This is a genomic window from Bacillus altitudinis 41KF2b (assembly GCF_000691145.1).
GTDB lineage: Bacteria > Bacillota > Bacilli > Bacillales > Bacillaceae > Bacillus > Bacillus altitudinis.
Map to the genome: position 1 here is coordinate 1 of NZ_ASJC01000020.1, position 26158 is coordinate 26158.

Sequence of the window (26158 nt, forward strand, 5' to 3'; positions counted from 1 at the left end):
AGCGCATGTACCGTACAGGTGACTTGGTGAAGTGGACAGAGGATGGCGAACTGATCTATCTCGGTAGAAAAGACCATCAAGTGAGCATCCGCGGATTCCGGATTGAGCTGTCAGAAATTGAAGCGCAGCTCCTTGCGCTAAATGAAGTGAAAGAAGCCGTCGTGACAACGGTCAAAGACGCAAGTGATCAAGACGCTCTTGTCGCTTACGTCATCACAGATAAAGAAACGGATACGCTGAAAGAAAGCTTAAAGCGCATCTTGCCAGAATATATGGTGCCATCATGGATCATCAAGCTAGACCAGCTGCCAATGACGGCAAATGGCAAAGTGGATCTCAAAGCACTGCCAGCACCTGATATGGAAGCGAATCAAACAGCATACGAAGCGCCAAGAGATGAAGTGGAAGCACTGCTTTGCGGCATTTGGGAAGATGTGCTTGGCGTCAGCCAAGTTGGTATTCACGACCATTTCTTCTTCCTTGGCGGAGATTCGATTAAAGGCATCCAAATGGCAAGCAGACTCACGCAAGAAGGTTGGAAGCTCGATATGAAACTGCTTTTCCAATACCCAACAATTGCGGAGCTTCGCCCATATATCGAAGAAGCGGACCTTCTCACAGCCGATCAGTCAGCTGTCGAAGGAGAGGTTATTTTAACACCGATACAGCGCTGGTTCTTTGAACGGAACTTTGATCACCAGCACCACTGGAATCTCTCAATGATGCTTCATGCACCAAAGGGATTTGACTTGGCTGTCACAGAACAAGTTCTGCAAAAACTGCTCTCACATCATGATGCACTGCGCATGGTGTTCAGACAGGAGCATGATGACATGCTGCAATACAATCAGCGGGAGTTGACAGAACCATTTTCAATTATTTCTTGTGATGTTTCAAAAGCGCAAGATGTGAAACAGGCGATTTCCACATACGCCAATGAGTATCAGCGTCAACTGAATCTTGAAAAGGGTCCATTGATGAAAGTGATTTGTTTCCATACAGAAAACGGTGATCACTTACTCATCATCACACATCATCTTGTGATTGACGGCGTTTCTTGCCGGATTTTACTAGAAGACTTTATGTCTCTTTATCATCAGGCAGAAAAAGGAGAAACGATGGTTCTGCCGCCAAAAACGCACTCTTTCAAAGAATGGGCAGAAGCGATTGAACGATATGCGCAGTCACAGCTGCTAAAAAACCAGAAGGAGTATTGGGCAGCGATTGAAAATAGACCGTTTACGACTTTACCTGTTGACCATGAAGTAAAAGAAAGAAAAGTCGCGGATACGAAAGCGGTCAAAATGCAGCTGACAGAAGCAGAAACCGAGCATCTGTTAACGAATATCCATCTTCCGTACACAACAGAAATGAATGATATTCTTCTATGTGCGCTTGGGCTGGCCGTTCAGGAATGGACAGGTCAATCTCATGTACATGTACAGCTTGAAGGTCATGGAAGAGAGGACATTTTATCAGGATTAGATATATCCCGCACAGTTGGCTGGTTTACGAGCATGTATCCAGTCGTTCTTGAAGCGAAACCGAATCAGACCATTGCAGACGCTATCAAAGGAACGAAAGAGATGCTACGGCGTGTACCGAATAAAGGGATTGGTTACGGTATTTTAAGATACATGACACCATCCGAACCGTCAGTCAAACACGTGCAGCCTGAAATCAGCTTGAACTATCTTGGGCAGATTGATCAGGAAGTGACGACAGAACTCTTTGGGCCCTCAACCTATGATATGGGCCGTCAAGCAAGCCCTGAATCTGAAGCTGTTTATAAGCTGAACCTCAGCGGTCTTGTTCAGCACAATCAATTCATTCTGTCGTGCTCATATTGTGCAAGTGAATATGAAGAACAAACGATACAGCAGTTCATCGCATTGTTGAAGGAGAAGATCAGATCCATCATCACCCATTGCTTAGCGCATCAAGAGCGAGAATTTACACCAAGTGACTTCTCGGCTGCAGACCTTGAAATGGATGAAATGGACGATATCTTTGACATGCTTGAGGAGAAATTGACCTAACACCACTAGATCAGTCATGAAAAAGGGGAAGGAGGAATGAAATAGATGAGTCAATTTAAAAGGGATCAAGTTCAAGATATGTACTATCTGTCACCGATGCAAGAAGGAATGCTGTTTCATACCCTCCATCATCAAGAAAAAGGCTTTTATGTAGAACAAATGGATATGAACGTGAAGGGCACACTTCGGCATGATTTGCTTGAGAAAAGCATGAATATCATTGTGGAACGGTACGATATTTTTCGTACCGTGTTCCTCCACGAAAAAGTGAAGCGTCCTGTCCAAGTTGTATTAAAAAATCGACCTTTCCAGCTTGATGTTGTGGACATACAGGATCTTTCTGAAAGTGAACAGCTTGAACGTATTGATCGTTTTAAACAAAAGGATCAGCTGAGAGGATTTGATCTCTCGAAGGATCTGCTCATGCGGGCCTCTGTTTTTCAAACGGGTCCTTCAAGCTATCGCTGGATATGGAGCTATCACCATATCCTTCTAGATGGCTGGTGTTTTGGCCTAGTTGTGCAGGAATTGTTTGCGATTTATCATGCACTTTTGCATGACATCCCTTATAGGCTGGAGCCAGTCAAGCCATATAAAGAATATATTCAATGGCTGGAAAAACAAGATAAACAAGCCTCACTTGAATATTGGACGCAATCTTTGGCTGGTTTTGAGGGGCAGTCGACTTTTAAAGAACAGCGAAAGCAAACAAATGAGCATGAATTAGGCGAAATCGAATGGGCCATGAGTAAAGAAGAAACTGCTGCTTTATCAGAGTTAGCCTTGCAGCAGAATGCCACGTTAAGCAGTGCGCTTCAATCGGCTTGGTCCATTTTACTAAGCAGGTATCAGCGCTCAAACGATGTGTTGTTTGGAACGGTTGTGTCAGGACGTCCGGCAGATTTAGCTGGTGTGGACCGGATGGTGGGGTTGTTCATCAATGTCATTCCAAGACGAATTCAGCTGACAGACCAAATGACGTTCCGTTCTCTATTATCAGAGACGCAGCAGCAGTCTTTAGCGGCTGAACCGCACCAATATATCCCGATTTATGATATTCAGGCTAAGGCAGGTCAGCAGCAGCTCATTGATCATATTGTGGTGTTTGAGAATGTCCCTGCTGCAAAGAAAGACGAGCAGGAGTCACTGCTTGGCTTTACAGTAGAAGACATGAATGTCTATGAGAAATCGAACTATGATCTCAATTTACTGGCGTCGCCCGGGGAACAATTGCAGCTGAAGCTGGCCTTTAATCAGCGTGCATTTGATCCTGCATTTGTCCATAAATTAAAGGATCAGCTGACCCTTTTGATCAAAGGGGCCATCAAACATCCAGATCAGTTAGTTCATATACTGACACTTGTGACAAAGCAGGAAAAACAGCGAATGTTAGAGGAATGGAATGCACCTGAGCTGGAGCATGATCAGCTTTATTTGACAAAGTGGTTTGAGCATAATGTCCGAAAACAGCCGAATGCAGTGGCATTATCAGCAGGTGATCACACGATGACATATGCGGAGCTGAACGAACAAGCCAATCGACTGGCAAGGCATTTGCAAAAAAATGGGGTGGGTCATCAAACGGTGACCGCCATTTTAGCAGAGCGGACACCTGAACTCATTGTCAGTTTACTCGCTGTCTTAAAAGCAGGTGCCACCTATGTGTCGATTGATCCAGATTATCCAGAAAGCCGTATCCAATATATGCTGAGAGACAGCGGAGCGACGCATCTTCTGACTCATTCATCCTTTATCAGTCAGACGAGGTCACTCGCATTTGATGGCACGTATCTTTTTGCAGATGATCAAGAAATTTTACTGATGAGCTCAGAGAATCTGCCACTTGAAGCTGGTTTAGATGATACGGCATACATCATGTATACATCTGGAACAACCGGACAGCCAAAAGGCATCATGACGACCCATTCCAATATTGCCCGGGTGGTCAAAAATACGAATTATTTAACCATTTTAGAAACAGATACATTGCTGTCGTTATCAAATAGCGTATTTGATGGCTTTACATTTGATGTATATGGTGCGCTTTTAAACGGAGCAAAGCTTGTCCTGCCGCAAAAAGAAACCATTTTAGATATGGGGAAGCTCACTGAGTTGATAAAAGGAGAGCATATTTCTGTCATGTTTGTTCCAACCGCTTTATTCCATCTTCTCGTTGATGAAGGAACAGACTGGATGCGCGGTGTGCGTAAGGTGCTGTTTGGGGGAGAGAGGGCATCGGTTCAGCATGTGAGAAAAGCCTTTGATGTGATGGGAAAAGGCAGATTGTTGAATGTATACGGACCAACCGAATCAACGGTTTTTGCCACATATTATCCGATAGATGAAGTGATCCCTTTAGAGGCACGTTCTATTCCAATTGGGAAGCCGCTCAACCAGACGGGCGCTTATATATTGAGTGAGCACAGACAGCTTCAGCCGATTGGAATGGTTGGAGAGCTTTGTCTGAGCGGCAAAGGACTGGCAAAAGGGTATTTGAATCGTCCTGATCTGACAAAACAAGTCTTTATCGCCCATCCATTCGCTGCGGGTGAGCGCCTGTATCGCACGGGGGATTTAGCTTACTTTCGAGAAGACGGTCTGATTGAGTATGCAGGCAGAGTTGATGATCAGGTAAAAATTCGAGGACACCGAATTGAACTGACAGAAATTGAAGCCAACCTTCTCATGCACCCAGGTGTAAAACAAGCTGTACTCCTAGCGGATCATGATGAAACCAATCATACAAGGCTGCTTGCCTATATCACGTGTGATGATGCATGGAAAGGCAAACTCGATGACATCAAATCAAGGCTGAAAGAGCGTCTTCCAGCTTATATGCTGCCTCATGAGCTGATTGAACTGGAGAACCTCCCACTTACGCCAAACGGGAAGGTTGATAAACGCCAGCTACCAAAACCAGAGGCACCGCAAGGAAACCGCCGTGTGAAACTGCCCGCAAATGAAGTGGAACAAAAGCTGCTGGTAATGTGGCGGGAAGTACTTGAACGAGAGGATATTAGCACAGATGACCATTTCTTTGAGCTTGGCGGACATTCTTTAAAAGCAATGTCTCTTTTGTCCAAAGTATCAAAAGAGTTTGAGGTTCAGGTGCCGATCCATTTGTTGTTTGAGACCCCGACGATTGAAGCACTTAGTCATTATATTCAGCATCAGGACGGGGAAACCGCTGGCTATCTTGTATTCAATGAATCTCAAACATCAACAGTCTTTGCTCTTCCGCCATTACCAGGCTACGGCTTTATCTATCAGGAAGCAGCAAAAACGCTTGATGATGTTCGGCTAGTCGCCTTTGATTTTATTGAAACGAATAACCGAATGGCGCAGTACGTTCAGCATATTCAGCACCTTCAGCCAAAAGGGCCGCTGACGTTGATGGGGTACTCAGGCGGATGTTACCTCGCCTTTGAGCTTGTTCAAGCGCTTGAACAAGTAGGACGGACAGTCGAGAAAGTCATCATGATCGATTCCTATAAGAAAATTGGAGAAAGTGATTTAGAAGGACGATCCATTGATGATGATATTGAAGCGATTGTTCATCAAACGAAACAAAGCGAACTTGCTCAAGGGGAGATCGTTCAAGAAGCGCTTGCCCAAAAGACGCGCGCCTACTATGAAACGTTTGTTAAGGGGGTGAATCAAGGCAAAATACAGGCAGATATTACGTTCATCCAATCTGAAGAACAAATAGCGATCCCGGACTGGATGGAAGAGTGGACACAGGCAACGGCCGGATCTTTTACCCAATACCAAGGCTATGGCCGGCATGCTGATATGTTCAAACAGAAAGAATGTGCAGTTCAAAATGCAAAGCTGATCAAACATATTGTCAATCAAACAAATAGAGAACGAGTCTTGTAAACTTTAGATTAGGCAGGATGCAGCCTTGCAGTCCTGCCTAACAAAAAAGGAAAGGAACTCATATGAAACCATCAACCATTAACCAAACGAGTAGACATGAATCAATGGATGCGATTTTACAAGATGTAAAGACAACCATTTTACAAACCAACGAAATCGAACGCTTCGCTGTTTTTTCACGTGAAAAAACCATTCGACCGCGGCCGTATCACCTCTCTCATTTATTTCTCGACAAGCACATTGAGCAGGAGGCCGCAGCGGAAGCGATACAGACGCAAAAGGCTGTACCTGCTTTGGCCGATATGCCGCCCGCTCTTTCCTATGGAGGGGATCTCGACGTCACACAAGGCGCACAGACCTTACAGGACGTCTTAACAGAGGCTGCAAAAACGACAAATGGGCTTACGTATATCGTGAATAGCAAGAACGAACTTACACAATCTTATGCGCAGTTACAAGGGGACGCCGAGAGGGTTCTGACTGGTTTAAGGGCACTGGGGCTTAAGGCAGGCGATCCTGTTTTCTTTCAATTCTCATCGAATCATGCCATGGTCACTGCCTTTTGGGCATGTGTATTAGGCGGATTTGTTCCAACGCTTGTGTCGGCTGCCCCAACCTATCGGGAGATGAATGCTGCAGTGAAGAAGCTTCATCACGCTTGGAAGCTGCTCGAGCATCCGCTCATCCTAACAGATGACTCACTGATCGAGGAGGTGCAAGGGTTAGCCTTCCTGTGGCATACAGACCAATTACGTGTCGCAGCAGTTGAGCCGATGCTGACATTAGAAAGAGATACAGCCGCTCACCCTGCCGCGCCAGATGATTCCGTCTTCTTTATCTTAACGTCTGGAAGTACAGGGATGCCAAAGTGTGTAGAGCATTCCCATAGAAGTGTGCTGGCGAACGTCAAAGGAACAGTGGCAGCGAATCAATTTACACAAGAGGATGTCTCGTTAGACTGGATGCCTTTAGATCATATTGGTGGCATCGTGATGTTCCACCTTGTCAATGTGTACACAGGCTGCGAGCAGATTCGGGCAAGAACAGATGACTTTATCGCTCAGCCGCTGCGGTGGCTTGACTGGATGGACCGCTACCGTGCAACGAAGACATGGGCACCTAACTTTGCATTTGCGATGATCAATGATTATGAGAAAGAGATTTCATCAGGGTCTTGGGATCTGTCGGCGATGACCTGCATGATCAATGGGGCAGAGGCGGTCGTTCCAAAAACCATCCACCGATTTCTACACCTGCTTGCTCCGCACGGCTTAAAGGGAGATGTGATCAGACCGGCTTTCGGCATGTCTGAAATCTCATCAGCGGTTGTGTTTTCCTTTGCGATTGAGCGTGGAGATGAAAACAGCGGGGTTCTGACCTTTGAGGAAACGTCGCTGACAGAGCAGCTAAGACCAGCAGAAGCACGTGAGACAGGAACCGTCAGCTTTACAGAGCTGGGCAAACCGATTCCAGGTATCACGATACGCATCGTCAATCATCAGCATGAGCTTCTTCCAGAAGATCATATTGGCCGTGTGCAAATAAAAGGTCCAACCACCATGAAGGGTTATTACCGGAATGACGAAGCGAATCAAGAAGTATTTCAAGCGGATGGCTGGTTTCACACGGGTGATTTAGGTTTCCTGCACGAAGGAAGGCTGACACTAACCAGTAGAGAAAAAGACATGATTATCATCAACGGGAAAAACTATCACAACTATGAAATTGAAGCCATAGCAGAGGAAGTACCGGGAGTAGAAACGAGCTTTGTGGCTGCTTGTTCTGTCCGAATGGAGGCTTCTGCATCCGATGAACTGATTCTCTTTTTTACACCGAAGCTGTATGAGCCGGCTTATATTATGAGGGCAAGTCAGCACATTAAATCCCATATTGCAACAAAAATGGGCTTGTCTGCATCTCGAATCATTCCTGTCCAGAAGCATGCATTTCCCAAAACAAGCTCTGGAAAAATAGAAAGGGCACAGCTCAAGACAAGATGGCAAGAAGGCGAATTTGATGAAATGATCATGGAAATGGACATGAGACTTGAAAATGAACATACCTTGCCTGATTGGAGTTATCAAAAGAAGTGGATACCTGCTCCACTTGATGCAGCTGACAAGCAGATCATAGGGGACGTTGTGATCTTTGCAGATCCATTAGGACTGGCAGATCAATTGAAATCTTTTGCAAACAGTGAACAAACATACATTACGGTTGAACCGGGTCAAGCGTTCAAACAACTCACACACACTCACTTCATCATCCACCCGAATCGGCCGTCTGACTACGAACAACTCTTTGAGACGCTCCGTTCGTATGGCGTTTCGGTGAAACACATCATTCACCTTTGGAACTATACAAACCAAGAAGACAAGCTTTATGTGGACAAGGCAAAACAAGCGCAGAAAACGGGCAGCATGAGTGCATTATTTTTAACAAAAGCCATTTCCGTCTATGAGGAGCAGGTGGCCATCACTTTTGTCTCAGCCCATGCGATGAATGTGCCGGAGGATCAAATCCACGATGTAGAAAAAGCAACGACAGTAGGACTGATGACAGCAATTCAGCATGAATGGCCGTTTATCAAGGTGCAATGTCTTGATTTTTCTCTAGCAGAATCGGTATCTAGTCATTCTCATGCAATGGCGATTATGGCAGAACTTACACATGACCAAGACCGTCATGTTGCTGCTTATCGTCAAGGTGTTCGTTATATTCCCTTTTTAGCACCTCTTCATTTGGAAAAGGAACAGAAAAGGAAAGAGCCGCCATTTGAATCATCTGGGCTTTATGTCATAACAGGCGGGCTAGGCGGAATTGGACGTTTAGTCAGTGAACACCTACTGACATCTTATCAAGCACATCTCGTATTGCTTGGAAGGAAAGAAAGAGAGGCACTTTCTAGTGACCAGCAAGAGACATTGTCTTTGCTAGAAAAGCAGGCAAAAGTGCATGGCGGCAAGGTTCTTTATGAGAAAGCAGACATCACGGCTGAAAAAGAGGTGGAAGCGATCATCTCTAGACATGAGGTCGCTGGAAATCGAAGGCTGGATGGCATCATTCATTTCGCAGGTATCATTCAAGAAGAACTGCTTGCTGATATGACATCTGTGTCTCTGAATGACATGTACGAAGCGAAGGTATATGGAACGATTGCGCTTCATGAAGCTGCCTCCAAACGCAGGAATGTTTTATTTCTTTCCAGCTCGTCAGCCCGAACGCTAAAGGGCGGTATGACTGTCGGCGCCTATTGCGCTGCCAATGAGTTCGTGGAACAATTTGCTCATTATCAGAAGCTGACATCTACAGTGAAGCCATATTGCTTTAGTTTCAGCATGTGGGACGAGATTGGAATGAGTGAAGGCTCCATGATAAAAGGCATTTTAAAAGAAAGAGGTTATCTCCCAATTTCAAAGCAGGCAGGCTTCCAAACGATGCTCGCATGTCTGATGACAGATGCTCCGCTCATTTATACGGGATTGGATCGATCGAAGAAAGAGATTCACGAGATGGTCCATGCGGATGCGGAGATGCAAACAGAGCAGACCTTTTACGTCTTTTTCAAAACTGATCAAACAAAGGCGGTGGAAGAGCGGCTTTATCAATCGATTCATACATGTTTACAGTCCCGTCTATCTGGTGAATATGCCGTGCATTTGTTTCCTGAGGAATATTGGAAAGAAACAGAAGATGGAACGCCAGATGAGGCATATTTTCATGAATTAATAGAAGAAAGCGGAATGGATTCAGACAACAGAGCACCTCACACAGAAACGGAGAAACTGCTCGCACACATTTGGTCAGAGCTGCTCGGTGTCTCAGATGTCAATTGCGGCGATCATTTCTTTCTACTAGGAGGTCATTCGCTGAAGGCGACGCAAATGCTGTCTGCGGTTAGACAAAAAACAGGGTTTGACGTGCCGCTTGCTGTGTTGTTTGAACATACGAGACTCGGAGAATTAGCAGACTGGATCGATTCAAATGCCAAAGCAGATGAAGTGATTCCGATGAGAAAAATGGAGAAGGGTCAGGAAATTCCGATGTCTTATGCCCAGCAAAGACAGTGGTTCCTCTATCAATTAGAGCCGGATCTGCCATTTTACAATAATACGATTTCTTTTCGGATGAACGGGCCTTTAGATATCAAGGTGCTTCAGGAAAGTCTACATCATATGGTGGAAAGACATGAATCGCTCAGAACGTCCTTTACAATGAGCGGGGATGAACCGGTACAGGTCATTCATGAACAGATGGCTCTTCCAGAGCTTGAGGTGATGGACCTTTCAGGCATAGCAGCGTCACAGGAAGAGAAAGAACAAAAAGCGGCTGAATGGGCGAAAGAAGAGGCATCCACACCTTTTCAATTAGAACACGAAGCGCTCTTTCGAGTGAAGCTGATTCGACTTTCACCCGCAGAGCATATCTTGCTTATGTCCATTCACCACATCGTGTCAGATGGCTGGTCGATCGGCATTGTGGCAAGAGAATTATCCGAGTGGTATACAGCGGCGATCGAAGGGCGGGAGCCTCACTTGCCGGCACTGCCAATTCAATATGCGGATTACGCAATGTGGCAGAAGGAGTATTTGACAGGAGAACCACTAGGTAAGCAGCTTGCCTATTGGAAGGAGCAATTTGCGGCACCTGTTGAAGATTTGGTATTGCCGTATGATCATCCGCGGCCGGCCGTTCAATCCTACAAAGGGAAGACGAAAACATATCAGCTGTCGAAGTCACTGTCTAAAAAGATTGCTGCGCTATCCAAGAAAACAGACAGCACACTGTATATGACCTTGCTGTCGGCTTTCTCTACTCTCTTACATCGATTGTCTTCACAGGACGAGTTTGTCATTGGCTCGGTCATTGCTGGGAGAAATCGAACGGAAATGGAGCATTTAATCGGATTTTTCGTGAATACATTGGCGCTTCGGATCGACCATAGCGGGAATCCAGCCTTTACGGAATTATTAGAGCGAGTGAAGGAGACAACCGTCGGTGCTTATGCACATCAGGATGTGCCGTTTGAGATGGTGGTCGATGAATTGAATATTGTGCGTGATGCCAGTAAGCAGCCGCTGTTTCAGGTCATGTTTGTTCTGCAAAACTTACCGCTTGAAGCATCTCCAATGGGGGAGGCGACGTCGGTTTTAGCCATTGAAGATAATGATACAGCGAAATTTGATCTCTCTCTGTTTGTGTTTGAAGGAGCTGAAGGTCTTCAGTTAAAACTTGAGTATCATGCGGATTTATTTTCTGATGACACGATGGAGCGATTCCTTGCATACTACGAGCACCTGCTTGAAGGAATTTGTGAAAATCCAGCGCAGCCGATCAGACAAGTGAATTTCCTGCCAGAGAAAGAAAAGCATCAATTGCTCTATGAATGGAGCGGAAAGACTGATCAACCAAAAGGTCCGCTACTCATGACGGAACGATTTGAAGCGCAAGTGAAAAAGACACCTCATGCAGTGGCGCTCGAGTTCCAGGGAGATGAGTGGACGTACCAAGAGTTACATGAGAAAGTCGATCGTCTAGCAGCCTATTTGCAGCAGCGAGGCGTGACGCCGCATGAACCAGTTGGACTGCTCATCGACAGATCGCCTGAAATGATTCTTGGGGTGCTGGCCATTGTGAAAGCAGGCGGGGCTTATGTGCCAATTGATCCTGAATATCCAGATGCCCGCATTGACTATATGCTGAGAGATACAGGGATTCAGCTTTTACTGACAAAAAATGAATGGCTGAAAAAAGTATCCATCCATCAAACGGAACTTATTTGTCTTGATCAAGGGTATGAAGAATTTTTACCAGAAGCAGAGGTCATGCCCGCTGCACTAAGACCTGATGGACTTGCTTATATCAATTACACATCGGGGTCAACTGGACAGCCAAAAGGAGTACTGATCCCGCATCAAGCGGTCGTCCGGCTTGTGTGTGAAACAGACTATGTCACCCTTAATGAACAAACGCGCATTTTACAAATCGCCAGCTTCTCTTTTGATGCTTTTACGTATGAAATATGGGGAGCCCTTTTAAACGGGGGAAGGCTCATACTGACGGATCGAAATACCATTTTATCAATGGATACATTAGCGGAAGCACTAAAAACTTATCAGATTACAACAGGGTTTCTGACTGTGCCGCTGTTCAACCGTTTAACAGAAGAACATCCAGAAGCTTTATCTGGTCTTCATGCATTATTGATCGGCGGAGATGCCTTATCAGCCGCTCATATCCGAAAAGCACTACCGTATTTGCCTGAAGGGCTTTTAAATGGATATGGACCAACAGAGAATACGACGTTCTCCTGTGTGCATCACATTCGAGCACTAGAAGAAGATCAGGCGACGGTCCCGATTGGACAGCCTATTGCTTATTCACAAGCTTATGTATTAGATGACCAAATGCAGCCAGTTCCGCAAGGCGTCATCGGCGAAATTTATGTTGGCGGCACAGGGCTAGCACTTGGTTACCTTGGAGATGAAGAAAAAACAGCATCATCATTTATCCCGCATCCTTTCCAAGAAGGAGCGCGTTTATATAAAACAGGCGATATGGGCCGCTGGCTGTCAAATGGCATCATTGACTGTCTTGGAAGAATCGATCATCAAGTGAAAATTCGTGGACACCGCGTGGAATGCGGAGAAATTGAAGCCGCTATGCTGACATTTGATGACATCACAGAATGTGCCGTTATCCCGCATCAGCATGAGAGTGGTCATAAGCGATTGATCGGTTATTTTGTCCAAAAAGGCGGCATGACCACGCAAGACATTCGCCAAAACTTAAAAGACATCCTGCCAGATTATATGGTGCCAAGCCTATTAATAGAGCTGGATGAATTACCGCTTACGCCAAATGGAAAGGTAGACCAAAAGCGTCTTCCACCGCCAGAGTGGAGACAAGAAGAAGTAGAAACAGCCATTGACAAAGCAGCTACTGAGGAAGAACGTGTGTTAGAAAAAGTGTGGTCTCAGCTGCTAGGCGTTCCTTCTATTGGCGTCCATGATAACTACTTTGAGCTTGGCGGAGATTCCATTATTGTCATACAAATGGTGGCACGCTTAGCACAGGAAGGCTACGTCATCCAGCCGAGAGATGTATTTGAAAAACAGACCATCTCACAACTCGCACAAGCGATGAGAAAGTCAGAGGTCTCTACGGTCTATGATCAATCACCTGTGACAGGAGAGGTTCGTCTTCTCCCGATTCAATCATGGTTCTTTGAGCAATCGATGACCAATCAAGATTATTGGAATCTATCGGCGCATATTGAAATGAAGCGATCTGTTCCACATGAACAGTTAACACAGGTTCTTTCAAAACTGGTCGATCATCACGATATGCTGAGAGCTATATATACAAAAGAGGCAGATGGCACATGGATTCAAACCATTCGTGAGCCTGGTGTCACACCTTGTGTCACATTCTTTGATGTGACGGATGTGTCTCAAGAGGAAGCACGGGAACAAATCCGCTTGGAGACAAGTGCCTGTCAAGGAACATTGTCATTACAGCGCGGAGAAGTGATCAAAGCGATTCTTTTCCATACAGGTGAAGACACGTCTGAGCTCTTTATTGCTGCACACCATCTCGTCATGGATGGCATATCATGGCGCATGATACAAGAAGATGTACTAAATGGATTGAAACAGCTTGCTTCGGGGCAGGACATCATATTTGCGAAAAAAACCGCTTCCTATAAGCAGTGGGCAGATGCCTTATATGAATATGCACAAACAGATCAATTACAAGCGCAGGCCTCTTTTTGGCAAAAAATCAAGGATCAAGAGGAAGAAGGTTCTCCTTTCCAACTGCCTGCGCTTTCTAATATAGAAGAACATGCAGAGATCCTGTCGGTTCAGCTCACAAAGGAACAAACAGATATGTTACTTAGACAGGCCTCACAAGCATACCGAACAGAGATTAACGATTTACTGTTATCAGGCCTCACGCAAGCAATTGGAAAGCCAATGCTCATCACGTTAGAAGGGCATGGACGCGAGGATTTATTTGAACAGATGGATTTGTCACGGACAGTCGGCTGGTTTACAAGCTCTTATCCTATTTTTATTCCTTTTATTCAAACCGATGTTGCAAGACAAATCAAAGACGTCAAAGAAACCTTACGAGCTGTGCCGCAAAAGGGAATCGGCTACGGTTTGCTTCAATATATGACAGAATCTCGTTTACTCAAAACGGTAACGCCGCAGATGAGCTTTAATTACCTCGGTCAGTTAGATCAGGCAGATGGCGAAGCCAAGCTTTATATAGCAGACGAACGAAATGGACATGTTCACGATCCGAAAGCAGAAAGACAGCATTTGATCGATGTGTATGGATATGTGACAGATGGTCAGTTGCAGATGAACTTTATGATCAATCGAGAACTGCTGCAAGATCAAGAGGTGCGGTTGTTACCTGAACGTTTTAAAGAAAAAATGGAGATCATCTTGACGCATTGTGTTGAAACGAGCGGCGGCTTTACACCATCTGATTTTCCGATGGTTCAGCTCACGCAAAAGCAAATAGATGAACTTCCAGACAATGTAGTCGATGTGTATCCGCTGTCTCCAATGCAGCAAGGAATGCTGTTTCATGCACTGCTAAATCAAGACTCACAAGCTTATTTTGGTCAGGTGCATATGACACTCGAAGGCTTAACAAACGGCGATGCCTATGAACAAGCTTGGAATCTTCTTGTAGAACGTCATTCCATTTTGAGAACAAAATTCGCTTGGGAAGGGCTGAAGGAGCCTGTTCAGTTCATTCAATCAGAAGGAAGCATCCATCTCACTCAGCACGATGTGCGCCACCTGAGTGACGAGGAGCAAGAAGAGACAATCGAACACTTTTTAGTATCTGATCGTTCAAAGGATTTCAATTTAGACCATATAGATGAACCGCTTATTCGGATTGCTTTATTCCGTTGTGATGAGGAAAGATGCACGTTTGTCTTTAGTTTTCATCACATTTTAATCGATGGATGGAGTTTGTTCAGCTTTATTCAGGAATCCTTTGCGCTTTATCGCTCTCTTGTGGACGAACGAGAGATCAGTCTTTCTACAGTCCGTCCATATAAAGATTTTATCGAATGGCTGCAAAAGCAGGATCAAGAGAAGGCGCAAGAATTCTGGCAGCGTTATATGTCAGGCGTAGAGGAAGCGACACCGCTTCCAGGAGACGGCGAAGAACATGCTTTAGACCAAGAAGTAAGCATGGCGCAGTCCAGCGTCAAATTGACGCCAGAGATGCAGCAGAAGCTGGAGAAGATGACTGGCAAGCAGAAGGTCACGATGAGCACACTGATTCAATCAGCGTGGGGACTGCTCTTGCACCTTCATTCGGGCGCAGAGGATGTCATATTTGGGGTGACCGTATCTGGCCGGCCAGCCGACTTACCAGAAGTGGAAAGCATGACAGGGCTCTTTATTAACACATTGCCGCTTCGTTTACCGATCCATTCGGACTGGACGATTGCACGATTGCTCGCCCATACACAGGAAACCGTTTTTCAGATGAGAGAATACGAGTATACCGTACTGCCAGATATTCAGCAGATGACGGAAATTCCAAATGGAGAGGCATTGTTTCACAGCATTGTCGTGTTTGAAAACTATCCGATTGAGTCCATTGAGCCGTATGGCGTACGCATTTTAGACATCGCCAGTCATGAAGAAACAAATTATGACTTAACCCTTGTCGCAGTGCCGGGAGATACGCTGGAGCTTCGGATCACATACAACTTAAATCAATATACAAAAAAGCAAATACAAACGCTGATGCAGCAGCTGATTCACACACTTGAAGCCATGACAGAACAAGTGGATACGCCGCTATCTTCCTTCACAATTGTGACAAATGAGGAAAAAGAGCGGATGATCAGTGATTGGGCGAAAAACGCACATGTCAGCGTGCTATACCCAGACCAAGAAGAAATATATGCAGGCGTACATGATTCTACCTATGAAACGGAAATATATGTCCTGAATGAAGAACATCAGCTCATGCCGGTTGGATTTCCTGGAGATATTTTTATCGGCGCAAAAGAGATCAAAGCACTTTTTGGAGAGCTAGCCGATTGGATGGAGGCGCATAAAATTCCGCATCCATTCAAACATCAAACAGGCGAATACCTTTATCCGACAGGGGATGTCGGCGTTTGGTCGGAAGAAAGCAAGATTCAGATTTTGGATTGGATGTAGGAGGAGAAGAAGAATGCTAGTTAGTAGACGAAAAGGAAATGCAGCAAATCATATTGTCAGGATCAATGGAAAACGAATCGATCTCAAAGCATTAGAGAAAGTCTTCATGCTTCACTTTCCACTAAAGGAATGTGCGCTCATCCCGAAGAAAAATCGAGAAGGAGGCCTATCGCTTGTGCTTTTTGCACAGGCGAAGGACCCTTCGCTGAAAAGAGAGGATTTGATGAAAGGCCCGCTTCATCCTGATGAAGTGCCAGCCGCACTCGTCCTCGTCCCTTCCTTGCCGCGAAAAGAAAGTGGAGCGGTCGATACCGAGGCGCTGCTTGCCATTGATGTACTAGATGAAGAGGAACGAAGAAAGATAGAAGAGCGCACGAAAGCCATAGATGGAGTAGAGGAAGCAGCTGTTTTGATAGAGAGTCAGACAGAAAAACAAACACCTTATCATTTAGATGACCTCTTCCCGGATAGACAGCGTACAAATGGAAACGAATCGTTTTCAAAAGATGAAGTCAGCCAAACCATACAATCCTCCGTACAAGAAAAACCACCAGCTCTTGTTTATGGAGGTGATGTGATCAGAAAACCAGGTACACCAGTCACATTGACAGAGGTACTGATCCGAGCCGCCTTTATGTCACCAAATCGCGGAGTCACGTATCTCAAAGAAGGCGGTCATGAGGTGATCCAGACTTACCCGGAATTGCTCACAGGAGCGGAACGTGTCCTATCTGGATTAAGGGCAGCCGGACTTTCAAACGGCGATCAAGTGCTGCTTCAATTGAAAGACCATCAAGATTTTATCACGGTATTCTGGGGCTGTATTCTCGGTGGAATCATTCCAACCCCAGTCTCTGTACCGCCTGTGTATGATGAAATGAATCAAGGCGTGAACAAGCTCAAGGGCGTGTTTCAGCTGCAAAATGAGCCATTCATTATTACAAACGAAGCGAGTGCTGAGGACATTGCAGGGCTACGTAAAACGTTTGAATCAAAAGCGATTCCGATTTTAACAATCGAAACATTACTTGCCTGTGATCCAGATGAACAGCATTATGAACCAGAGCCGGATGAGCCTGTGCTTCAGCTGCTGTCCTCAGGAAGTACGGGTGTGCCAAAGTGTATCCGGCACAACCATCAAAGCATTTTATCTAGAATCATTTCCTTTGAGCAGGCAAATGGTTTCACGCATGAGGATGTATCAATGAACTGGATGCCGCTTGATCATGTAGGGGGCATTGTCATGTTTCATGTCCATGATGTGTACCTCGGCTGCCAGCAAATTAGTCCATCCATTGACCAATTTATCGAACGTCCGATGGTGTGGCTGGATTGGGTAGAAAGATACGGTGTCACAAGGACGTGGGCGCCAAACTTTGCCTTTGCGATGATGAATGAATATGAAGACGACATTCGCAAAGGGAGCTGGGATCTCTCCACCTTGACTTATATCATGAACGCCGCCGAAGCAGTTGTTCCTAAAGTGACGCAGCGTTTCATGCACATCATGGGTGAGCACGGATTAAGCCGCCATGCGATGGTGCCGGCTTATGGCATGTCAGAAACATCATCAGCCATTGTCCAGTCAAAAGAATTCATGCGTCATGATGATCAGGATGGACAACTGACCATTGATCAGACCTCATTAACAAGTGAGATTCAATATGTGACGCACGATCATCCGCACAAGATGACCTTTACAGAAGTTGGTGCACCAATCCCTTCTGTATGGATTCGGATTGTTGATGAGCATCACCATGTGCTGCCAGAAGATCAAGTCGGCCGCTTGCAGGTGAAGAGTCCAACGATTATGATGGGCTACTATCAAAATGAGGAAGCCAATGAAGAAGTATTTGCGGAAAACGGCTGGTTTCATACAGGAGATTTAGGATTTATTCATGAAGGGCGTCTAGTCCTCACAGGACGGGAAAAGGATATCATCGTCATCAACGGCGCGAACTATTTGAATTACGAAATTGAGGCCGTTGTGGAAGAGGTTGAGGGGGTTGAAGTCACATTTGCCGCTGCGTACGGCATTTACAATCCCGAATCAAGTAATGACACACTCGCCGTCTTTTTTGTCACGGAGAAGGATTCGATAGAGGATCAAATCACAATGATTCAGCAGATTAGAGAGAGCATCATTCGCAAAATGGGAATCGAACCTGACCATATCATTCCGGTGAAAAAAGACCAATTTCCGAAAACAGAAAGCGGAAAAATCCAACGTGCCCAACTAGGTGCGGCACTGAAAGATGGGGTGTTTCATGACATTGAACGTGCACTTGATCTTGCTTCGGAAAATGAACAAACCCTCCCAGATTGGTTCTTTAAACGTATTTGGGTAAAAGAGAATAGCGGTCCATCTCAGCCGGTATCCACTGATCATGTACTCGTATTTGAGGATGAAAAAGCGCTTTATCCATCGCTTTATACACAATTTGAACAAATGAACCTGCCTTATGTTTCTGTGAAAAAGGGTCATGAATTTTTACGCCTGTCAAAAGGGATGTATCAGATGAACCCTCGAATCAAGGGGGATTACGTCAGGCTTGTGGCGGCGCTTGAAGCCGATGAATTAAAAATTGACCGTATGCTCCACTTGTGGAATGTGTCAGACAAGGAGATGATTGCGAGCCCTGCGCAGTTCAAAGAACTGAATGCAAGCACCAGCCAATCCATTTTGTATTTGTATCAAGCATTGAGACAAGAAAATAAAGAGCCGATGCGTCTCGTTGTTGTCACAAAAGGTGGTCAATTGGTGAAACCGCAAGATGAGCTTCATGTGGAGAAAACGTCTCTTGCCGGATTATTAAAAACCATCCCGCAAGAATGGGAAGGGGCAGAAGTGTCTCACCTTGATATTGAAGCGGAGAATGTGGAACAGGATGCCAAGCATATTGCGGACGAACTAGGTGCGATTCATTTGAAAGCAGAAGTGTCTTACCGGCATGGCCAGCGCCTCGTACCAAAGCTGGAAAAAGTGAATATGATGACGGCACCTCAGACAGAAGGGTTTTTAGAATATGAAGGCTTGTACTTGCTGACTGGCGGGCTTGGCGGTATTGGATTTGAACTGTCTAAGCAAATGCTCCAATTTGGCTTGAAGCTCGTGTTAATTGGACGGACATCCCTTGAAGAAGACAGAGAAAAAGAGGCGTCATTCTCACAGCTTAAAGGTCTGGGAGACGTCCTTTATGTACAAGCCGATGTGACGAATTTATGTGACGTCGAGCAGGCGATTTATGAAGCAGAAAAGCATTTCGGACAGTCGATCCGAGGAGCGCTTCATTTAGCCGGTGCTGGCAATGTATCTGAGCACTTTCAGCATGTGGATACGTACACATTGGCTCATACAACAGAAGAAGATTTCGTCAAAGAACTTTCAGGGAAGGCAGATGGCGCTTGGGTGCTGCAAGAAGCCTTCAAGCATGACCCGTCAGTTCCACTCGTCTTTTTTGGATCAGTGAATGGCTATTTTGGCGGCACAACATTTGGTGCATATTCTGCGGCAAACAGCTTTTTAGATGGACTCGCACATGCCCTTACCTATCATGAGGGAAGAAGAGCGATTTCCTTGAATTTCAGCATGTGGGATAATCTTGGTTTGTCTAAGGGGCATACTGGGGCCGCGCTAACCGTTCGCAAGGGCTTTCAATTGATTGGAAAAAAACAAGGACTCCATTCATTATGTCTAGGTGTTCGGCTGAATGAAGCGCATCTATTTATCGGCCTAGATGGGGCGAATCAAGAAATCGCTGAACATCTTCAACCAGCACCAATACCATTTTTTGAAAAGAAACTGTACTATACGGTGCAATCAGGCAAAGAAGTGGATGCTGACAAGATCACAGACATCATAGAGGGGAACTGGGACATCAGGCAAGTGGAAGATATACCGAAAAAACAAGATGGCTCTATTGATCACGAAGCCCTCAAACAGTTCCATCACAAACACGCACAGCCGTTTGAAAAGCAATTGCCAGAAACGAAGACAGAGCAGGTGCTTGCGGCCATATGGGAGGATATTTTAGAAGTCGATCGTGTGTACAAAGAGGATCAATTCTTTGACCTTGGTGGACATTCATTAAAGGCCACTCAAACGATTTCTCGTATTAATCATGAGTTTTCAATAAAGGCACCGCTAAAAATCTTATTTGAAAGCAAGAATCTGGCACACTTGGCACAAATGGTCGATGACATCAATGGAGCACCAGCCATTCAGGAAGCCAGCATTCCAAAGCTGGAAAAACGAACAAGCTATGAGCTGTCACATGCTCAAAAGCGAATTTGGTTCTTATCTACATTAGAAAAGAGCCATCATTACAATATATTAGGTGCTTGGAAACTGATGGGCCAAGTACACATCCAAACGTTAACAAAGGCGATCGGTCTCTTAACAAAACGTCATGAAGCACTTCGCGCAACATTTCAAACCATTGGCGGCAAGCCGGTTCAAGTCATCCGTGAAGATCTTCCGCCATCAGTAACCGTTGCGAATTTCTCATTATTTAATGAAAAAACAAGAGCGAGAAGATTGGAACAGCTGATTCAGCAAGAGGCGAACCGCATCTATGACTTAGAACGGGGACCGCTTGCACAGTGGACAATTGTTGATATGGGGAAAGAGGAATATTACTTGCTTTGTGCGCAGCATCATATCATTTCCGATGCATGGTCGCTCAGCCTGCTTATTCAAGAATTAGAAGTCGTGTATGGTGCGCTATTATCAGAGAAAACGCCTGAGCTACCTGTACTTGAGATTGAATGGACCGATTATGTTCATTGGGAGAATGAGCAATTAAAGAACCACCATGAGGCTCAGAGCTATTGGCTAGAAACGTTACAAGGAGAGTTGCCGGTATTAGAGCTCCCGTTTGACCGTCCTCGTCCGCCGGTTCAAACATTTAATGGGGCTACAGAGCAAATCGTGATAGATGAACCGCTTGTTCGTCGTTTAAATGCCTTGTCGAGGCAGCAAGGGACAACACTATTTATGACGATGTTGTCAGCCTATTATGTCCTGCTTCACAAGTTGTCTGGACAAACAGATGTCATTGTTGGATCGCCGATCGCTGGGCGTGATGTCGAACAATCAGAGAAGCTCGTCGGCATGTTTGTCAATACATTGGCGCTGAGACAGGACGTTTCAAAAGCCGATACCTTTACCGATTTACTGGCAAAGGTGAAAGAAATGACGTTAAAAGCTTTTGAGCATCAGCATTATCCATTCGACAAGCTTGTGGATGACCTTTCAATGGATAGAGACCTAAGTCGTTCACCGATCTTCCAAGTCGCCATGGGGTATGTCACTGATTCGCTGGATATCAACCTAAAAGGACTGACATCGGAACAAGTGATGGTCCATCATACCGTCTCTAAATTTGATCTCACCTTGCATGTATTTGAGCAGGAGGACAAGCTGTCTATCCATGTGGAATATAATACGGATTTATTTGAGCAAGAAACGATCCACCGTATGATGAATTATTATCTCAATTTGTTAGATGGCATGACGGCTCAGCCTGAACGGACATTCGCTGACTTTTGCGTCATGGACAAAACAGAACAGAATGCCATGATCATAGGGAAAAATCAAACTGACACGCCTTATCCAAAGCGTACGCTGCAAGAATTATTTGAAGAACAAGTGCAGCGTGATCCGTACCGGATTGCTGTATCTTATATGGAAGAGCATATGACGTATCAAGATTTAGACGAGAAGGCGACAAATCTGGCTGCCTATTTACAGTCAAAGGGCGTTGGACCCGGTTCACTTGTCCCGATGCTGTTTGATCGTTCGTTTGACATGATGGTCTCAGTTCTAGGGATCGTCAAGTCGGGTGCTGCTTATGTACCGATGTCACCTGAGTATCCAGATGCCCGCATCGGTCTGATCGTTCGCGATACACAAAGCGATATCATTTTAACCCAGTCGCATCTGATCAATCGTTTAGACGATCTGAGCGGCACAAAGATTGAAATGGACAAGCCGTTACCAGAAACAGGCGCAGTGTATCAAAGGGAAAAATCGATTGTAGGAGAAGACCAGCTTGCCTATGTGAACTACACTTCAGGTTCAACAGGCACACCAAAAGGCGTGATGCTTCCTCATGCAGGAGTGGTCCGCTTAGTGAAAGAAACAAACTATATTGAGCTTGGTTCAGAAGATAAAATGCTTCAGCTGTCTAACTATGCATTTGATGCCTTTACCTTTGAATTATGGGGAATGTTGCTAAGTGGCGGTCAGCTGGTTCTGATCCCGAAATATGCTGCGCTGAATATGGACGAATTAACTCGTTTAATCAAAACGCATCAAGTCACAGCCAACTGTTTGCCAACTGCATTATTCAACCGGCTGATTGAGCATGATCCAAAAAGTGTGGCTGGATACCGTACATTACTTGTTGGCGGAGAAGCCATGTCTAGTGAGCATGCACGAAAGGCATTGCCACATATGAAGGGTGTGCTGATCAATGCTTACGGTCCAACAGAAAACACAACATTAGCGACCACTTATCAAGTCACACACGTACCGGAGGATGCAAGATCAGTGCCAATCGGTGTGCCAGTCGCCAACTCAACGGTTGTCATACTAGATGATCATCTCAATCCAGTACCAACAGGCGTCAAAGGAGAAATCTATATCGGCGGAACAGGGCTGGCAAAAGGATATTTGCATGACCCAGAGCGCACGAAGGAGAGGTTTATTGACAATCCATTCCCGGCATTAAAAGGGGACAAACTGTATCGTTCCGGTGACCTAGGGAAATGGCGGTCTGATGGCAGTATTGAATACCTTGGCCGAAAAGACAACTTGGTCAAAATTAGAGGCTACCGAATTGAATGTGGAGAAATTGAGACAGCCCTGCTCAAACATCCACAAGTAAAAGAATGTACCGTCATTGCTAAAACGTACGGCAGCTCAAAACGGCTGGCAGCCTACCTTGTCACAGATGGGGGAGAGCCTGTTCCCGGATGGAAAGCATTTTTACAGGAAAGCCTGCCAGGCTATATGATTCCAAGTTACTTTATCGTACTTGACGCAATTCCCGTCACAACGAATGGGAAGGTCGATCAAAAAGCTTTGCCGGAGCCGACAGACGCAGTCTCATCCTCACATGAAGACGATCAACCGGCAACAGAAACACAGCAGCTGATTGTGACAGCTTTCAGTGAAGTGCTTGGTGTCAAACGAGTAGGAATTCATGATTCATTCTTTGATTTAGGTGGAGATTCCATTATGAGTATTCAAGCCGTTGCCAAATTAAAAGAAAAAGGTGTCCGTGTTGATCCGAAATGGATTTTTATGCACCCAGCGCCAGCGCAGCTAGCGGCATATTTGGATACAGTGCCAGAAACAGGCGAGTCTGTCGAAAGAGCGCCGAAAGACTATGTAATCGAGTTGAAAAAAGGGGATCCGGCTGAACCGAGAATTTTCTTTGCACCGCCTGCTGGTGGAACGGTGATGGGGTATATCGATGTGGCCAAGCTCATGACACATGAAGGAGCTGTTTACGCCTTGCAGTCTCCAGGCTTATATGAGGATGAAGAACCGCAATTCCTTCATTATACAGAGCTTGTCGCCATTTTTATTGAAGCCATTGAGACATTCTATCGACCAGGCATTGATTATTTGGCAGGGCATTCTATGGGCGGACATCTTGCTTACGGAATGAATCAGAGACTCTGTCATGCAGGAAAAGCGCCAAAAGGATTGATCATTTTAGATACGGTTCCGGTATTAAGAGATGAGGCAGATCAAGCGCTTCATGCCGATATGAACGAAGAAGAAGTGAAAATGCTCGCCCTCGTCCTAGGTATGGGGAACCTCGTCGGCATCAAACCAGAAGCATTACAAGGGCTCAGCTTCCAAGAAGTGAAGCAGAAAATCCTCAAAGAAGCAGAAAAGGATGAAGTCGTTCATCAATTTATGAATGATCACTATTTAGATAAATACTTGCAAATGCAGACTCATAATACCATCATGTCACAAGCCATTGAATTAGAAAAAGACCCATTCTCTGTGCCGTTTTATATTATACAAAGCAGCGATCACGCCACAGATTTCCAGAAGAAATTTGCCGATTGGGAAGCTTACACGAGAGAAACGTGCTCGTATTATCAAATAAAAGGCGACCATGTGACCATGATGAAAAGACCGCAGGCAGATCAACTTGCGCAGATTCTTGAAACGATCGTAAAGGGGTAAGGACGTATGAACCAATTATTTAAAACCTTTGAAAAAAAATCAGATCTCATTCAGCTTATTTGTTTTCCTTTTGCAGGCGGATATTCCGCCTCTTACCGTCCGCTCTTTGAACAGCTGAAGGACACGGCCGAAGTGACAGCAGCAGAGCCTCCGGGTCATGGAACGAACCTCATGCCGCTTGAAACAAGCATTGACCGGCTGGCTGAATTGTATAAAGAAGGACTGACAGGCAAATTAAACCGTCCATTTATTTTGTTCGGACATTCCATGGGCGGACTTGTGGTGTACAGGCTGACTCAGCTGTTAGAAAAGGAAGGCATCGATCCGGCAGCGGTTGTCATTTCTGCCATTCAGCCGCCGCAAACAAAAAGACAAAGATTGACCCATTTATCGAATGAAGCATTTGTTCAGCATATCGCTGAAATGGGCGGGATTCCAAAAGAATTGTTAGAGAACAAGCCAATGATGGATTACTTTACACCATCCTTACGTGCCGACTATCAAGCATTAGAATCCTTCCAGCACACAGACAAAACAATCATTAAATCACCCGTTTATTTATTGAACGGAAAGCAAGATAAGAAATGCATGGAAGACGCAGACGGCTGGCTAACATGGGCAAACGCCATCGAACGTACTGATTTCGAAGGAGGGCACATGTATATCAACACACACCTCGAGCAGTTCGCAGAACATATGAGGCATGTCATTGAGCAGACAACAAAAAGGCAATTCATCAGCCAATAAAAGAAAACAACGGCCCCGTCAAACGAGGGCCGTTTTCTTTATGAATTCCCCTTCCTCACCACATTCCCGCCAATCACTCCGCCAATGACGAGCACAGCTCCGATGAGGTGAACCATATCAATCGTTTCATGTAAAATAAGCACGCCAGCGGCAATGGTAATGAAAGCAGAAAGATTGTTAAAGATACTCACCTTTGCTGCTTCAAGGTGGGAAAGAGCATAGTTTGATAAATACGCTGTGAGCAGTGATGAGAGAATGCCTAAAAACAGCATAGACCATACAAAGGATGGCTGCGTAAACGGACTGAAAAACTGCGGTAGTGTAGTATTTACCGAGTGCCGAATGAGAGCAGCGGCATTAAAGAAGACAAATCCAAAGAAGGTCATCACAAAAGTCAGTTCAATGGCATGGAACCGCCGTGTCATCACCCTGGCAAATACGCTATAGGCACTGGATGATAAGGCTGAAAGTAAGATCAGCACATAACCAATGAGATGAGAATGTTTCACATCAATTCCCTTCACCACAAAGAGGAGCATCACCCCGGACACAGAAAGAATGGTAAACAGCACCTGGATCGAGGTAGGACGTTCCTTTAAACACCATGCTGCAAGCACCATTGTCAAAATAGGGATGGTCGCCTGAATAATGCCGGCCTCTGATGAAGAGGTGAACATCAGCCCCCACACTTGAAATGCAAAAAACAACACAGGATAAAGCAAGGAAAATGGCACAATGTAAATGAGATCACGCCATTGAATGGAAAAACGGTACTTTTTTCGTAAAAATGGAAATAACAAAAGAGCGGCTGCGAAAGAAACGGTAAATCGGTGTGCCAATACATCAATCGGATTCGCTGATGCTAAGGCTACTTTGACAAACAAGAATGAAAAACCAATAATACAGGCGTATGCGATCGAAGCAGCATACGCTTTTTGTTTTGACATATCCATCAGATTTCTCCTTACACGAGCATGCATGCTTCAGTTGAATTGACCGGTTCTGTCTTTTTATCGTAAACGGATCAAGTAAAGTGTACAATAAGAGTTATTGATATCTGTACCGGTACAAGG

General features: G+C 45.2%; 6 protein-coding genes. 5 read left to right on the forward strand and 1 reads right to left on the reverse strand.

The window, feature by feature from the left end:
* The 5 genes from BA79_RS18140 to BA79_RS18160 all read left to right on the forward strand — a co-directional run.
* The coding region (locus tag BA79_RS18140) for a condensation domain-containing protein (RefSeq protein ID WP_035704374.1) at positions 1 to 2039 on the forward strand (2039 nt) is incomplete at its 5' end.
* Between the two features lie 45 nt (positions 2040 to 2084).
* Complete coding sequence (locus tag BA79_RS18145; RefSeq protein ID WP_035704378.1) at positions 2085 to 5918, forward strand: non-ribosomal peptide synthetase; 3834 nt, start codon at positions 2085 to 2087, stop codon at positions 5916 to 5918.
* Positions 5919 to 5980: 62 nt separating this feature from the next.
* The gene (locus BA79_RS18150) at positions 5981 to 16126 is read left to right on the forward strand and encodes a non-ribosomal peptide synthetase (RefSeq protein WP_035704381.1); all 10146 of its coding nucleotides are present in this window, start codon (positions 5981 to 5983) and stop codon (positions 16124 to 16126) included.
* A 13-nt stretch (positions 16127 to 16139) separates the two neighbouring features.
* Positions 16140 to 24338, forward strand: a complete 8199-nt coding sequence (locus BA79_RS18155; protein ID WP_035704384.1) for a non-ribosomal peptide synthetase — start codon at positions 16140 to 16142, stop codon at positions 24336 to 24338.
* Between the two features lie 6 nt (positions 24339 to 24344).
* Positions 24345 to 25085 (forward strand): thioesterase II family protein, encoded by a 741-nt coding sequence (locus BA79_RS18160; RefSeq protein WP_035704387.1) that lies wholly within the window; start codon positions 24345 to 24347, stop codon positions 25083 to 25085.
* A 38-nt stretch (positions 25086 to 25123) separates the two neighbouring features.
* Here BA79_RS18160 and BA79_RS18165 read toward each other — a convergent pair whose 3' ends face one another.
* Positions 25124 to 26038 (reverse strand): DMT family transporter, encoded by a 915-nt coding sequence (locus BA79_RS18165; RefSeq protein WP_035704390.1) that lies wholly within the window; start codon positions 26036 to 26038, stop codon positions 25124 to 25126.
* Positions 26039 to 26158: the final 120 nt, after the last annotated feature.

What these genes read in the sequence shown, in the direction of transcription:
- BA79_RS18150 (WP_035704381.1), top strand. Translation starts at nt 5,981, where the DNA reads ATGAAACCATCAACCATTAACCAAACGAGTAGACATGAATCAATGGAT.
- BA79_RS18160 (WP_035704387.1), top strand. Translation starts at nt 24,345, where the DNA reads ATGAACCAATTATTTAAAACCTTTGAAAAAAAATCAGATCTCATTCAG.
- BA79_RS18155 (WP_035704384.1), top strand. Translation starts at nt 16,140, where the DNA reads ATGCTAGTTAGTAGACGAAAAGGAAATGCAGCAAATCATATTGTCAGG.
- BA79_RS18145 (WP_035704378.1), top strand. Translation starts at nt 2,085, where the DNA reads ATGAGTCAATTTAAAAGGGATCAAGTTCAAGATATGTACTATCTGTCA.
- BA79_RS18165 (WP_035704390.1), bottom strand. Translation starts at nt 26,038, where the DNA reads ATGGATATGTCAAAACAAAAAGCGTATGCTGCTTCGATCGCATACGCC.